Here is a 15,246-nt window from a genome sequence, read left to right as displayed (position 1 = left end):
CGCTCTTTGCATAGCGCTGCTGACGCTGTTTTTTTCAGCGGCGAGAAAAAATATCGCTGAGCCTTGCGCAGCATAAAAAACGGGGCCGCTAGTTTAGCATGCCCCGCGGGTGAGATTATTGGCTGACGTTAACAAGAAGTAAGTAATCGCTGAGGCTATACCGCGGGCACGTCGGCACCGCGCAATTCTGCGTAGAGTTCTGGATAGGCTTCCTGCAAACGCTCCAACTCCTGCTCGGCGCCTGCGGGCAGTGCTTGTCGCAGCTCCTCCATATCGTCGGGGCTAAAGTGCTCGTCAATTAACGGGAATAGCCCTTCGCGCTCATGGCGCAGATAGGCACGATGCGCTTCCAAATAGTCCTTCAGGTCCTCGGCAAAGCGATCCATGGGCAGCACGCTGTCCATCAGAATCATGTCGATATCGTTGGATAGACGCTGCAAGCGTGGCTTTAGCTCGCGGTAATCAACCGCCATTTGTTCGGTGAGCGCAAGATGCTCAGGGGCCTGCACCTGAAGCCGCTCAACGCAGACACGCTCAAGCGGGGCGGCAAAGCCATCCATGTAAGATAAAATGTAATCGACGACTTCGCGCATTAACTTGAAGTTGGGGCGCTCGCCCAGTGCCAGCGTTTTTTGCTTGAGCTGCAGCACGTGGAGCAATCTCGCCATGTTGGCATGATCTAGACGCAGTTGGTTTAACATCGAACCGTCTCCTTTATTGGGTCATGCCTGCCATCGCACCTTACGGGGTGACGACATGCGATCATGAGCGCTCAGCCACCCAGCGCGTCATTATTAAACGTAAAGCTAATAAAACACATAGCCCATAGTGCGTACACACAACAACTTGCGAGGGCTATCACCTATTATTATCAATAACGACTAGCAACCACAATGCCCTTCAGGCGCTATCCTAGCAAGTGTATATTGCGAGTAGAATATGCCAAAGGTAGCCTGCTAAACCGTGGTTTACCATCGACACTCGCTGGTACTTTGCTGCTCAGCGCCTCGATTCTCTGCCTACATAAACAACGGAAGGTGACATGGATCTGTTTAATAGCGCCCACGCCGCGCCTGCCGAGGATGCTCCGCTGGCCTTTCGTATGCGTCCACGTCATTTGGATGATTACGTTGGCCAGCCAGCGCTGGTAGGGCCAGGCAAACCCTTACGCCGCATGGCGGAGTCAGGCATAGTGCGCTCGATGATTCTCTGGGGCCCGCCGGGCGTTGGCAAAACGACGCTGGCTGAACTATTGGCAAGGGCTTCCCAAGCGCACCTTGAGCATCTCAGCGCGGTAATGGCGGGGGTCAAAGAGATTCGTGCGGTCGTTGACCGGGCACAGCAAATGTCCTCAACGGTGATTCTGTTTTTAGATGAGATTCATCGTCTCAACAAAAGCCAGCAGGATGCCTTGCTGCCTCACGTCGAGTCGGGCCTATTGACCCTGATTGGCGCAACCACTGAGAATCCATCGTTTGAAGTCAACTCAGCGCTGCTCTCGCGAGCGCGGGTTTATGTGCTCAAATCACTCGCTCAGGAAGAATTGATCACAGTGATGCGTCAAGCGCTTAAAGACGCCGAGCGCGGGCTTGGCAAACGCGCTATTCAGGTCAATGACGATGTTCTCATCGCCCTCGCCCACGCAAGCGCCGGCGATGCGCGCAGAGCATTGGGATTACTAGAAACGGCCTGCGACTTCACCCGTTTAGAAGCGGGTTCAGAGGTGCTGTACAAAGACGTGCTCGCCGATGTCATTGGCCATCAGGCAAGCGCGTTTGATAAGCAGGGCGACGGCTATTACGATCTGCTGTCAGCAATTCATAAATCGATCCGCTCTTCACGGCCCGATGCCGCGCTGCTTTATATGGCGCGCTTCATGCAGGGCGGCGGCGACCCGCTAGACGTAGTACGCAGGCTGACCGCCATTGCGTCTGAGGATGTCGGCAATGCCGACCCACGCGCCCTGCCGCTCGTGATTGCCGCCTGGGATGCTTACCTGCGCCTGGGCGATTATGAAGGTCAGCGAGCGATTGCCCATGCGGCGATTCACCTGGCGGTCGCGCCTAAAAGCAACCGCATCGACCGCGCCTGGAATGAGGCCAAGCAGTATGTGCGCCAACAGCCGCAGGTTGAAGTCCCCACGTATTTGCGCAACGCCCCGACCAAGCTGATGGAGCAATTAGGTCATGGTGAAGGGTATCGCTACGCGCACAATGAGCCAGACGGATATCCGGCGGGCAGCGCACACGACTGCTGGCCCGAAGAGCTGCCTAAAGCAACCTTCTTTAAGCCTAGTCTGCTGGGTCAGGAGAAGCGTTTTGGCGAGATAATGGCATGGCGCGAAAGCCTTGATCAAGAAGCAGATAAGGCGCCCTAGGGCGCCTTATCTGTGGGTTCTATTCTAAGGCTTGCTTACAGCTCTTCACGAATGACGTCGGTGCCTTCAGGAATATCAAAGTCGAACTTGCTCCGGTCGACATTGCCATTGCTAGTGATATCGCTAAAGGTAATCGAGGTGCGCTGCCCGGTGCTATCCATCATCCACAGCTCGGTTAACGTATCGGCATCGAACACCATGCTTAATTCTTCAAACAGCGTATCGGCAGAAATAGGCACGAGGGTAAATACATCGTCGCCGTCGTTCTGCTCATAAAATACTTCATAGCTTTCGGTTAGGTCACTGGCGCTGCCCGATAACAACAAGGCAGGCGTGTGCGTGACGCGATCATCCATTGCCTGAATCGTGACCTGCTCAAGATCAGGATCATACAAGTACACATCGTCGCCGTCTGAAACAACGATCTGAGAGTATGGTGCATCCACTTCCCAGCGCAGCAGACCCGGGCGTGAAAGCCACATTTCACCGCGCGCACTCTGCAGGCGATCACCGCTACCATCTAAAATTTGCTGCTCAAACGACGCTTGATAGCTCTCTAGCGGGTCTAGGCGCTCGGTTAACCGCTCAGCGGCATCGTCCGCCAATACTGGCGCTGCGAACGTTAAACCCAAGGCGCTAGCCGCAAATGCCAGCGATGAATGTCGTCGTGTTTGGGTATCGCGCATATGATCTCCCTAGGCAACGGTTGCCGGATATTCGTTGCCAAATAAAAATTCGTCAGGCTGACTTAATGGGCCCGTGTGTGATTAAGACGTGAAAAGCGCCGCTGGGTTTCATCAGCGACGCAACTTTCACGCTTATTGCATAATTACTAATAACACCAAGCGATTAGTGACCAACCGGCGGTGGCGCGAGAACCTCGCGAGCGCCGTTAGATCCCATCGCCGTTACGACACCTGCGCTTTCCATCGCATCAACCAAGCGTGCGGCCCGGTTGTAGCCAATTTTAAAGCGGCGCTGAACGGCAGAAATAGACGCTTTGCGCGTTTCGGTAACGAACTGAACGGCCTCATCATAAAGCGCATCCTGCTCCGCATCGTCACCGTCTACGCCATCGGCCTCAAGGCCGGTTAAAGCATCTGCCGTCACGCCGCCAGAGAGAATCTCTTCTATATACTGAGGCGCGCCACGACGCTTCCAGTCATCCACGACACGGTGCACTTCATCGTCATCAACAAAGGCGCCATGAATGCGATTAGGCGGTCCAGACCCGGCGGGCAAGTAAAGCATATCGCCGTGACCCAGCAGGCTTTCAGCGCCGCCCTGATCAAGAATGGTCCGCGAATCGATTCTTGATGAAACCTGAAAGGCCATCCGAGAAGGAATGTTGGCTTTAATCAGGCCGGTGACCACATCAACCGAGGGGCGCTGGGTGGCCAAAATCAAATGGATACCGGCGGCACGCGCTTTTTGCGCAAGGCGAGCAATCAGCTCTTCAACCTTTTTACCGACGATCATAAACATATCGGCAAATTCGTCGATTACCACCACGATGTAGGGCAGCTTCTCTAACACGGGGTGCGGCTGATGAATCTCCCACGGCTGCGGCTCCCACAGCGGGTCTGCAACCTGGGCCCCGGCACGTTCAGCTTCATCTAAACGACCGTTAAAGCCGGCGATATTACGCACGCCCATGGCCGCCATAAGCTTATAGCGGCGCTCCATTTCAGCCACACACCAGCGCAGGCTGTTGGCAGCTTCTTTCATGTCCGTGACGACCGGCGCCAGCAAATGAGGAATGCCGTCATATACCGACAGTTCGAGCATTTTGGGGTCGACCATGATCAGCTTTAGCTCGCTGGGCTTTGCTTTCAACAGCATCGAGATCAGCATGGCATTGACACCCACTGACTTACCCGAGCCGGTGGTACCGGCAACCAGCAGGTGCGGCATCTTGCCAAGGTTGGCGACCACCGGGCTGCCGCCAATATCTTGGCCTAACGCCATCGTCAGCGGCGAGGTCTCTTGCTGGTAACGGTCTGAGTCAATGACTTCTCGCAGCCGAATCATGGCGCGATTAGGATTGGGTATTTCAATACCCACCGTCGGACGCCCCGGTATAACCTCGACCACGCGTACGCTCTTGACCATCAGCGAGCGCGCTAAATCTTTGGCAAGATTACTGATCTTCGACACTTTCACGCCGGCCGCAGGCTTGATTTCAAAGCGTGTGATGACCGGCCCCGGCCATGTATCAACGACTTCAGCCTTAACACCATACTCGCGTAGCCGCACTTCAAGCAGCTCTGCCATATCGGCTAACTGCTCTTCGGTATAGTTGGGCTGATGCGGCTCCGCCGGCGTTAGCAACTGAAAACTAGGCACATCGCCCTCGGGCTCGTCCATGGTTTCAAACGCCGGGCGCTGACTTTGCAAGTGCTCCACGGTCCACAGCGTGGGGCCTTCATCCGCCTCTGGCGCGCTTTCCTCAGGGGCAAAGGTGGGCTCCCGACGCGTAGTGGGGGGCTGAGGTTGCATAGGTTGTACAGGCGGTACTGCTGGCGTAGATGATGCAGGCTGCGGTGTGGGCTGAATAGGGGCGGCGGGCTGCATTGGCGCCTCATCCAGCTCGTCATCCATATCTTCATCGTCCCAAACCGGCTCCGGCACGACCTCAGCAACACGCTCAAAAGCAGGCGTCCGCTCGGGCACGATGGCGGCAGTACGCTCTCGCTGCTCAGGCTCGCTGGCCGGCGGCTCAAATGAAGCGCGGCTCGGCTCAACGTGCGGGGCCTCGATGGGCTGCTTTTCGACGGCCGCGTCATCATTAACAAAGTAGCTGGTCGTCTCAGACGCCGGTGACGCTTCTTGCCGCGACGCCCGCAGCGGGAAGGCCGCTGCTGTGTCAGCAGGCTTGTCTACTGCTGGTTGAGCGATCTCTGGCTTATCTAAACCAGGCCTCCCTATCTCTGCTTTATCTGACTCAGGTTTATCGGCTGAAAACTCATCACTATCAGCTGCCTGAAACGCAGGCTCTGCAACGCGTGGCGTCACAGACGCAAAGGCATTTTCGCGCGGCGCAACAGGCGGCGTGGCTTCAGCCATTGGCGCTGCGGGCGCTACCGGCTCCGCAACAGCAGGCTTGGGTGTGGGTTCACTTGACTGAGCAGGCACATGCTTATTGCTCGAAAAAGAAGCCGCTTCCCAAGGAATCGAGGTGTCCGTGGTATTCCCCATGGTGGGGCTGGCGTCTGGGCTCTCTTCAGCCGTTGGCTCATACGCTGAGAAGGCAGTCGAGAAACCCGGCTCGCGACGCTCACGGCCAGCAGGTGCTTTTACCGCAGGCTTAGCAGCGGGTGTCTCCACCTCAGCAGGCGGTGCCTCTGTGCGCGCTTGAGGCTTGGGTGCAGGGGCCGGCTTAGCCGCCGCGCGCTGTGCCGCACGCATACGCCGCGACTGCCGACGGGCCGAGAACCATCCGCCCAAGCGGCAGATTCGCTTACCAAGCTCATCGGCAACCTGGAGCCATGACATACCGCTAAACAGCGGGAAGCCGCTTAAAATCAGCGCGGCGGCAATTAACCCAACCCCACCACTGCCCACCAGCGGTTTTAGTGAAGCCACTAAGCCTTCACCTAAAATACCGCCGGAGGCGTAGGGCAACATGCTATTAGGATGATAAAAATGCAGCGCACCCAGCATGGTGGTGCCAAACATCAGCAGCACTAAACCGCCCGCATGCACCGCAATAGCCACCGGGTCGAGCTCAAAACGTACCTGACGTGAGCGAATCAACCACCAGGCGGCAAAGCCAAACATACCCGGCCACCAAAGCGCGCTAGCGCCCAGCAGCGAGTAGAGAACATCGGCTAACCATGCGCCGACCTGTCCCATCCAGTTACGAATATCCGTTTCTGGCCCCTGATACGACCAACCAGGGTCAGACGGCTGATAACTAAACAGTGCTAATAATAAGAAAACACATAGCGCAAGCAGTACTACCACCACGCATTCGCGCACTGAGCCTTGTAGGCGCAGACCAACACGTCGAGCTTTATCTTTCGCGGCATTAACACGCGCAGAAGAAGCTGACGATGGCGTTTGACGCGCGTTACGCTGCGTTCGCTTGCTTGCTGCTTTATTCACTTTCAAGCGACTCTCCCTTTACACCTCAATGGCGTCTTTAATCCACTTGCGAGTTTGCATCATACCGAGCATCCTTCTTCCGTCACAGCGCTGCTCACTAAGCAACCAGCACAAACTAAGCGCCCAGTACAAATACGCCGTACAAGCACGTTGTAACAGGAGCAAGTAATGCTACCTTGGCTTTCCTCGCCACTTCCTACCTTTCCATCTACTGATACAGCGCTGGACTCACCCAACGGCCTGCTGGCTGCCGGGGGCGAACTCTCCCCTGCTTGGCTAATAGAAGCCTATCGTCGCGGCATTTTTCCGTGGTTCAGCGACGACGATCCTATTCTATGGTGGAGCCCAGACCCGCGCATGATACTCCTACCGGAGCAATTTAAGCAGCGCCGTAGTCTTACTAAACGATTACGCCATGGTGGCTTCCATATCACCGTGGATCAACACTTTGAGCAAGTTATTCAAGCCTGCGCGGCTCCACGCGGTGAAGAGGCCGGCACTTGGATCACGGATGAAATGCGCGATGCCTATAACTTGCTTCATTTTCAAGGCATTGCGCACAGCATTGAAGTCCATCAAGACGAAAAACTCGTCGGCGGCCTATACGGCATAGCCATGGGCCCAGTGTTTTTTGGCGAGTCGATGTTTTCTCGTGCCCCCGACGCCTCAAAAGTGGCCCTGGCACACTTAGTCAAAGCCATGCGTGACCACGGCGGGCGTCTCATTGATTGCCAAATGCACACGCCCCACTTGGCAAGCCTGGGCGCGATTACAGTCGCTCGTGCGTCATTCATCAACTATCTTAAAAACTGGCTGCCCGATGACGCTTTTGCGCAAGCTTCATCCCCCGCTGAAGCACCGGCAGTTCCGGCGTCACCTTGGCTTCATGCGATTGCCGCCAAGGGTAACGCATATTGACAAACTCACACTGTAGCAACGATTTATTGTCGACAAGGAGGCAAGCCGTGAGTAGTAACACTCCGCCCCGCCCGGTGCGGGATTTGCGCTTCTTCCTTACCGTGCCTCATGCCTGTAGCTATCTGCCCGGCAAAGAAGCGACTACGCTATTTCTCGATCCGCAGGAGTCACCGGTACCGGGCGTATATGACTCTTTGGCGTTACTTGGCTTTAGGCGCAGTGGGCGCCATCTTTATCGCCCCCACTGCGAGGAATGTAACGCATGCCGCTCGGTGCGCATTCCCGTTGAGCAGTTTGCCGCCAACCGTACTCAGCGCAAAATCGGGCATCGTAATGCCGACATTAGCGTTCGCGTGGCACCCGCCCGCTATTCGGCTCAACATTACGCGCTTTACGCTGACTACATCCGCCAGCGCCACGCTGACGGCGACATGTATCCGCCCAGTCGCGAGCAGTACCGCACGTTTTTAACCCTTGATGAGCCCTACGCCTATCTTATGGAGATGCATCTCGGCGACGAGCTGGTCGGCGTAGCGGCATTTGATCAGTTGGAGCACGGCCTCTCAGCGATTTACACTTTCTTTGCCGTTAGCGATACGCTAGACAAGCGCTCGCTAGGAACTTTCGCTATTCTCCAGCTAATCGAACTCAGCCGAGAAAAAGCGCTGCCGCACCTGTATTTAGGGTATTGGATCGAAGAGTGCCGTAAGATGCGCTACAAGCAGGCTTTTGCACCGCTGGAAATGCTCGACGGGCGTCACTGGCGACAGTTAATTCGCTAAACACGTCAGCTTTTTTGCCTTGGCGGCGGGCTTACGGCACAATATAGCGCTGATTCTTGAGTGCTTACCTAGATGCACCCAAGTGATGATGTATTGTTACCTGATTAATTCGTACATGAAGTACCTGTACATTACTAACTCATAAGTGGGGAAATGCCTATATGGCACGCGAAGATCATATTGAAATGGAAGGCGTTATCGTCGATACCCTTCCGAACACCATGTTTCGTGTTGAGCTGGAAAACGGTCACGTTGTTACTGCTCACATCTCCGGAAAAATGCGCAAAAACTACATCCGCATTCTGACCGGCGATAAAGTAAAAGTAGAGCTAACGCCTTACGATCTTTCCAAAGGCCGTATCGTTTACCGTTCGCGCTAAGTCGCTGTCGCTCGCGTTTGATAGCTGACCGCGTTCGGCGGTAACGATTCCTGCGCCGTTCACTGTAAACGACAACGCCCCGTCAGTGACAGGGCGCTGTGCTTTTACGCATGATACATTTGTGCATACTAAATTGATGATTGGCTAGGCGGGCTTAGCGCCCTTTTCAGGGCGCATCAGCCATTTCAACCTCAGTGGAAATATGCAGCTCGCCATCTTCCAGGCTGACGTGAACAATCCCGCCGCTCTCTGCCAACTCGCCAAACAGAATCATCTCGGCTAATGGTTTCTTCAGCTTCTCTTGAATGAGACGCGCCATTGGGCGTGCGCCCATATCAGGATCGTAGCCTTTATCCGCCAACCAATTCCTGGCCGTATCGTCCACATCCATCTGCACGCGCTTCTCATCCAGCTGGGCCTGTAGCTCAATCAAGAACTTATCCACCACGTTACGCACCACTGAAACAGGCAGCGCATGGAACTGGATAATGCCGTCTAAACGGTTGCGGAACTCGGGAGAGAAAGTGCGCCGAATAACTTCCATAGCATCGGTCGAGTGATCCTGATGCTGGAAACCAATCGAACGACGTGAGGCCTGCTCTGCACCCGCGTTAGACGTCATGATAAGGATGACGTGACGAAAGTCAGCCTGACGCCCGTTGTTATCCGTTAAACGGCCATGATCCATAACCTGCAGCAGCAGATTGAAGACTTCCGGATGCGCTTTCTCAATCTCATCTAACAGCAGTACGCAGTGCGGCTGCTTGGTCACGGCTTCGGTTAACAAACCGCCTTGGTCATAACCGACATAGCCCGGAGGCGCACCAATTAACCGCGATACGGTGTGGCGTTCCATGTACTCCGACATATCAAAGCGCACCAGCTCAATGCCCATAATATGGGCAAGCTGCTTGGCCACTTCGGTCTTACCAACGCCTGTCGGCCCTGCAAACAGGAAGCTGCCTACGGGCTTATCAGGTGACTTCAAACCGGCTCGTGAGAGCTTAATGGCCGCAGAAAGGCTATCAATCGCCTCATCCTGACCGAAAACCAGCATTTTCAAATCACGATCCAGCTTTTCAAGCTGCTTGCGATCTGAACTGGACACGCTCTTCGGCGGAATGCGCGCAATTGATGCAACCACGGCTTCCACTTGCTCAACGTCAATCGTTTTAGCACGTATTTCTGGCGGCAGCAGGCGTTGATGAGCACCCGCCTCATCAATGACATCAATCGCTTTATCGGGCAGGTAACGGTCATTGATATAGCGATCTGCTAAGCGCGCCGCACTTTCCAGCGCCGCGTCGGTGTACTTCAACTCATGATGCTCTTCAAAGCGCGACCGCAGACCTTTAAGGATTTTAATAGTGTCATCGACCGATGGCGCCATTACATCCACTTTTTGGAAGCGCCGCGCCAAAGCACGGTCTTTCTCAAAGATACCGCGGAACTCTTGGAACGTCGTTGAACCAATGCAGCGCAGCTCGCCAGAAGAAAGCAGCGGCTTGAGCAGGTTCGAGGCATCCATCACGCCACCAGAGGCAGCACCAGCACCGATGACTGTATGAATCTCATCAATGAACAGCACGGCGTTGGGCTGCTTGCGAAGCTCGCTCAGCAGGCTTTTGAGACGTTTCTCAAAGTCGCCGCGGTATTTGGTGCCCGCGAGCAAAGCGCCCATGTCCAATGAGTAGACAACGGCGTCAGCAATAACATCGGGCACGTCTTCTTCGACGATGCGTTTAGCCAACCCTTCTGCGATCGCCGTTTTACCCACGCCCGCCTCGCCTACCAGCAGCGGGTTGTTCTTACGCCGGCGCGCCAAGATCTGCACGACGCGTTCAAGCTCATGGTCACGGCCAATCAGCGGGTCAATTTTACCCAGCCGCGCCTGCTCGTTTAAATTGGTGGCATAGCCATGAAGCGGATGCGCTGCACCTTCACTGCCGCCCTCTTCCACATCATCGTTTTCTGAAGAAGAAGAAGGCGAAGGGCCGTGGCCAGCCACTTTTGAAATTCCGTGCGCGATGTAATTCACCGCATCGACACGGGCAACGCTCTGCTGCTTAAGGAAGTATACGGCCTGGCTCTCTTGCTCAGAGAAGATCGCTACTAACACGTTAGCGCCAGTAACTTCGCTCTTACCCGATGACTGAACATGGAAAACGGAGCGCTGTAAAACGCGTTGAAAACCGAGCGTAGGCTGGGTTTCGCGATCCCCCTGCCCTTCAGGAATAAGCGGCGTGGTCGAGTTAATAAAATCCTGCAGATCGGAGCGCAGCTTGTCGAGATTAGCTCCGCAAGCCTTCAGTACGTCAACTGCGGAGGCATTATCCAGCAACGCGAGCAGCAGGTGCTCAACGGTCATAAACTCATGGCGCTTAGAGCGCGCCACGGTAAAGGCCGTGTTCAGGGTCATTTCAAGTTCTTTGCTCAGCATGGCAGTCCCCTTTTCGCTACTTCCTAGGGCGTGTCGCCACCTAGGGCTTGCGTCGGATCAGTGTAATCGACCAGTACTCTCAACATCGGGTACAAATGGCACGGTTGCAAGCCTCACCGCCAATTTTTTCTCACGCTTTTTAACTGGCGGCCTCAATATCACTTATCAACGGGTGCTCACACTCTTTGGCGTACTCGTTTACCTGATAGCTTTTAGTTTCAGCTATATCACGAGTAAACACGCCACAGGTGCCCTTTCCCTGGGTATGTACCGCGAGCATGACTTGAACGGCCTTCTCGCTATCCATGTTGAAAAAATCTTGCAGTACTTCAATGACGAACTCCATCGGCGTGTAGTCGTCGTTATGAAGCACCACTTTATAAAGCGGCGGCTGCGCCAGCGCGGGTTCCGCTGACTGAACCGCTATATCACCGTCTTCATCAGGCATATTTGGCCGCGACGCTCCGGCTTTCACGGAGAAAGAGGCCAAGCATGGGCTTTCTAGATTGGACATAAGCAGCACAATGAGTTGTCTCGACGCTGACCGATGAAAGAGCCTGAGGAATATTAATAATACTTCTCAGACGCTGCCGATCAGCAAGGGTTCATGAAAAATTAAAATATCACAGGGTGTAACAGCACAGGGTGTAACAGAGGGTGCAATGCAAAAACCCCCGCCCGCCAAGCGGACGGGGGTTCACAGGCTAAATCAAAGCGTACGATTAGCCCTTAGCGACCATTGCTAACGCTGCATTTAGCGTTTTGCTGGGGCGCATCACTTGCTCAGTCAATGCGTGGTCAGGGTGGTAGTAGCCACGGATATCGGTAGGCTGGCCCTGAACACCGTTCAACTCTTCCAAAATAGCAGCTTCTTTGGACGTCAGTGCTTCTGCCAAACGGCCGAACAGCTCTTTTAGCTCAGCATCGTCATTCTGCTCAGCCAACGCCTGTGCCCAGTAAAGCGCCAGGTAGAAGTGGCTGCCACGGTTGTCGAGCTCACCCACCTTGCGTGAAGGCGATTTATTGCTGTCCAGGAATTTCCCGTTAGCCTGATCAAGCGCTTTCGCCAACACGGTCGCACGAGCGTTATCGAAGGTGCTGCCCAGATGTTCCAAAGACGCGGCCAAGGCCAAAAACTCGCCCAGCGAATCCCAGCGCAAATGGTTCTCTTCAAGCAGCTGCTGTACATGCTTGGGTGCAGAACCGCCCGCGCCTGTCTCAAACAAGCCGCCGCCGTTCATTAGCGGTACGATCGAGAGCATCTTCGCGCTGGTACCCAGCTCCATAATCGGGAACAGGTCGGTCAGATAGTCGCGCAGCACGTTACCGGTGACGGAGATCGTGTCTTCGCCCTTACGGATGCGCGCCAGCGAGAAGCTCATAGCCTCTTCGGGAGTCATGATACGAATATCCAGGCCTTCGGTATCATGATCTTTCAAGTAGCTTTCTACTTTCTTGATTAGCTGAGCATCGTGGGCACGCTGGGCGTCCAGCCAGAAGATAGCGGGCGTGCCGCTTTCACGGGCACGGTTAACGGCCAGCTTGACCCAGTCACGCACAGGCGCGTCTTTGGTCTGGCACATACGCCAAATATCGCCCTGCTCAACGCTGTGCTCAAGCACTACGCTGCCGCTGGAATCGGTGACACGCACCGTGCCGTCTACGGCGATTTGGAACGTTTTATCGTGAGAACCGTACTCTTCGGCTTTTTGCGCCATCAGGCCTACGTTAGGCACGCTGCCCATCGTGGTCGGATCAAACGCGCCGTGCTGCTTGCAGTCTTCGATTACGCTCTGATAGATACCGGCATAGCAGCGATCAGGAATCACCGCTTTCACGTCGTGAAGCTGGTCATCGGCGCCCCACATCTTGCCGGAGTCGCGGATCATCGCAGGCATCGACGCATCGATAATCACATCGCTAGGCACGTGCAGGTTGGTGATACCTTTGTGCGAGTTCACCATGGCCAAGCGCGGACGCTCGGCATAAAGCGCCTGGATCTCATCCTGAATTTGCGTCTGATGCTCTTCAGGCAGCGTTTTAATCGCTGAATACAGGTCACCGATACCGTTATTGGGATCAAAACCGGCCTGCTTGAGAACGTCCGCGTGCTTGCTCAGCACGTCCTGATAGAACTCAGTTACCACCATGCCGAACATGATGGGATCAGAGACCTTCATCATGGTCGCTTTAAGGTGTAGCGAGAACAGCACATCTTTCGCTTTTGCGTCCGCGACTTCTTCAGCCACAAAGCGACGCAGCGCGTTACGGCTCATGACCGCACCGTCAACAACTTCACCGGCAAGCACCGATGTTTTCTGCTTGAGCACAGTCGTGGTGCCATCTTTTGCCACTAGCTCGATCTTAAGATCGCTGGCTTGCTCAATCAGCGCTGACTTTTCGCTGCCATAAAAGTCGCCATCACGCATGTGTGAAACGTGAGACTTGGAGTCGCTGCTCCACTCACCCATGCGGTGCGGATATTTACGGGCATAGTTTTTAACTGACAGCGGCGCACGACGGTCAGAGTTACCTTCACGCAGCACGGGATTAACGGCGCTACCTTTGGTTTTGTCGTAACGCGTTTGAATGTCTTTGTCTTTATCACTCTGCGGCGCTTCCGGGTAATCAGGAAGCTTATAGCCCTGCTGCTGCAGCTCTTTGATCACGGCCTTCAACTGCGGCAAAGACGCGCTGATGTTAGGCAGTTTAATAATGTTAGCTTCAGGGGTCTTGGTCAGTTCGCCAAGTTCCGCCAGATGATCGTCGATCTGCTGCTCGTCACTCAGGTAATCAGGAAACTGAGAGATAATCCGCGCGGCCAGGGAGATATCGCGCGTCTCTACTTTGATGCCCGCCGAATCGGTAAAAGCGTCGATAATCGGCAGCAAGGAGTGAGTCGCAAGCGCTGGCGCTTCGTCGGTGAGCGTGTAGATGATCTTCGGCGTTTTGGTCATTTTTGCGTTAACCTCTCTTATCTCTTATCGCTACGATGGGAAAAACACTACAGATGGCAAGAAGCCATGGATGGCAACAAATCATGAGCAGAGTGCGAGTTCAGCGAACAAGCTCGCCCCCAGCAGTTAGCCCGGAGTATACCAGCGCTGCACTTTTTGCGCATGAGTGATGTATCAAAACGTCAGGGGCCGCGAATCAAGAAATGGATCAAAAGATGTCATGAGCAACCTCTATTTATTACACAAGCCTTTTCAAGTATTGAGCCAGTTTAGCGACCGCGAAGGGCGTCAAACATTGGCTCAATATATTGACGTAAAAGATATTTATCCCGCGGGGCGGCTTGATTACGACTCCGAAGGACTGCTGCTGCTCAGCAGTGATGGCGAACTAATCCACCGCATCTCGCACCCGCGCCACAAACAGCCCAAAACCTATTGGGCTCAGGTTGAGGGGCAGATAGACGACGCTGCGCTCAAAGCGCTGCGAGAGGGAATCACACTGAAAGATGGCCCAACGCAGCCTGCCAAGGCAAGCCGTATTGAGCCGCCCACGACCGCGCCGCGCCAACCGTCCATCGACCCCAAACGCCATCCTTCGACCAGTTGGCTGGAACTCACCATTAGCGAAGGCCGTAACCGCCAAGTGCGGCGCATGACCGCTCACGTTGGCTTTCCGACGCTGCGCTTAATTCGCGCGGCGATTGGCCCCTGGCGGCTAGACGACCTTGCTCCCGGCGAGTGGCGTAAAGAAACGCTACACGCGCCCCGCCCAGCCAATTCGCCTCAGCGAAAACGCGCACAGCCTGCCGCAAAGCGTCGAAAACCAACGTGAGTGCGATTCACAGTACGGCGGCCTGCGTGATTCAGCGTGGCGAGCATTTCTTGATGGTCGAAGAACAGCGCGGCGGCCCCGCCAGCGTTTTTAACCAGCCTGCTGGGCATATCGAAGCCGGCGAAGGCCCCATCGCGGCTATTTTGCGAGAAGTGCAGGAAGAGACGGCCTGGCAGGTATCGCTAACCGGCTATCTGGGGCTCTACGTTTTCCATGCCGATGGCGGGCAAACGTTTCACAGCCACGGCTTTACGGCTGAACCGCTTGATCAGCTCGACCTCGCCCTCGATCCTGACATTATCGCCGCTCACTGGCTGACGCTTGAGCAAATACGTGCGCTAGACCAGCAGCAACGACTGCGTAGCCCGCTGGTGCTGCAGCGTATTGAGGACGCTTTAAACGGATGCTGTTATCCGCTGGCAGTGATTCGTGAGTGAACCACTCAAAGCCCCT

Annotated in this window: 12 protein-coding genes; 6 read left to right on the top strand and 6 right to left on the bottom strand. The window is 55.0% G+C overall.

All coding sequences use genetic code 11. From position 1 onward, the window contains the following. Positions 1-155: 155 nt before the first annotated feature. Entirely contained in the window at positions 156-701 is a 546-nt protein-coding gene (locus tag KUO20_RS04805) for a hemerythrin domain-containing protein (protein ID WP_235041762.1), read from the bottom strand. A 341-nt stretch (positions 702-1,042) separates the two neighbouring features. Here KUO20_RS04805 and KUO20_RS04800 point away from each other — a divergent pair, with 341 nt between their 5' ends. Beyond that, the gene (locus KUO20_RS04800) at positions 1,043-2,377 is read left to right on the top strand and encodes a replication-associated recombination protein A (RefSeq protein WP_235041761.1); all 1,335 of its coding nucleotides are present in this window, start codon (positions 1,043-1,045) and stop codon (positions 2,375-2,377) included. Positions 2,378-2,412: 35 nt separating this feature from the next. On the opposite strand, the gene lolA is transcribed toward KUO20_RS04800, so the two are convergent. Continuing rightward, positions 2,413-3,063, bottom strand: a complete 651-nt coding sequence (gene lolA / locus KUO20_RS04795) for an outer membrane lipoprotein periplasmic chaperone LolA (RefSeq protein WP_235041760.1) — start codon at positions 3,061-3,063, stop codon at positions 2,413-2,415. 163 nt (positions 3,064-3,226) lie between these two features. Beyond that, positions 3,227-6,490, bottom strand: a complete 3,264-nt coding sequence (locus tag KUO20_RS04790; protein WP_273543305.1) for a DNA translocase FtsK — start codon at positions 6,488-6,490, stop codon at positions 3,227-3,229. Between the two features lie 162 nt (positions 6,491-6,652). Here KUO20_RS04790 and aat point away from each other — a divergent pair, with 162 nt between their 5' ends. The 3 genes from aat to infA all read left to right on the top strand — a co-directional run bounded on the left by aat (position 6,653) and on the right by infA (position 8,564). Beyond that, positions 6,653-7,402 carry a leucyl/phenylalanyl-tRNA--protein transferase gene (gene aat, locus KUO20_RS04785; RefSeq protein ID WP_235041759.1) on the top strand — a complete coding sequence of 250 codons (750 nt, stop codon included), beginning with the start codon at positions 6,653-6,655 and terminating at the stop codon, positions 7,400-7,402. 47 nt (positions 7,403-7,449) lie between these two features. Next, positions 7,450-8,184 carry an arginyltransferase gene (locus KUO20_RS04780; RefSeq protein WP_235041758.1) on the top strand — a complete coding sequence of 245 codons (735 nt, stop codon included), beginning with the start codon at positions 7,450-7,452 and terminating at the stop codon, positions 8,182-8,184. A gap of 161 nt (positions 8,185-8,345) precedes the next feature. Continuing rightward, on the top strand, positions 8,346-8,564 hold the full coding sequence (gene infA / locus KUO20_RS04775) for a translation initiation factor IF-1 (protein WP_007111068.1): 219 nt from the start codon (positions 8,346-8,348) through the stop codon (positions 8,562-8,564). 166 nt (positions 8,565-8,730) lie between these two features. Here infA and clpA read toward each other — a convergent pair whose 3' ends face one another. The 3 genes from clpA to KUO20_RS04760 all read right to left on the bottom strand — a co-directional run bounded on the left by clpA (position 8,731) and on the right by KUO20_RS04760 (position 13,961). Further along, positions 8,731-11,004, bottom strand: a complete 2,274-nt coding sequence (clpA, locus tag KUO20_RS04770) for an ATP-dependent Clp protease ATP-binding subunit ClpA (protein ID WP_235041757.1) — start codon at positions 11,002-11,004, stop codon at positions 8,731-8,733. A gap of 139 nt (positions 11,005-11,143) precedes the next feature. Then, complete coding sequence (gene clpS, locus KUO20_RS04765) at positions 11,144-11,452, bottom strand: ATP-dependent Clp protease adapter ClpS (protein ID WP_235041756.1); 309 nt, start codon at positions 11,450-11,452, stop codon at positions 11,144-11,146. 274 nt (positions 11,453-11,726) lie between these two features. Beyond that, positions 11,727-13,961: an NADP-dependent isocitrate dehydrogenase gene (locus tag KUO20_RS04760; protein ID WP_235041755.1), complete on the bottom strand. Its 2,235-nt coding sequence runs from the start codon at positions 13,959-13,961 to the stop codon at positions 11,727-11,729. A gap of 220 nt (positions 13,962-14,181) precedes the next feature. On the opposite strand from KUO20_RS04760, the gene KUO20_RS04755 reads away from it, so the two are divergent. Beyond that, complete coding sequence (locus KUO20_RS04755) at positions 14,182-14,793, top strand: pseudouridine synthase (RefSeq protein ID WP_235041754.1); 612 nt, start codon at positions 14,182-14,184, stop codon at positions 14,791-14,793. Next, positions 14,790-15,230, top strand: a complete 441-nt coding sequence (locus KUO20_RS04750) for an NUDIX hydrolase (RefSeq protein ID WP_235041753.1) — start codon at positions 14,790-14,792, stop codon at positions 15,228-15,230. The genes KUO20_RS04755 and KUO20_RS04750 overlap by 4 nt, the downstream gene beginning before the upstream one ends. Positions 15,231-15,246: the final 16 nt, after the last annotated feature.

It is taken from the genome of Vreelandella profundi (genome assembly GCF_019722725.1).
GTDB classification, from domain to species: Bacteria; Pseudomonadota; Gammaproteobacteria; order Pseudomonadales; family Halomonadaceae; genus Vreelandella; species Vreelandella profundi.
Note: the sequence above shows the minus strand (reverse complement) of the source record. Positions and strands in the feature narration are given on the sequence as shown.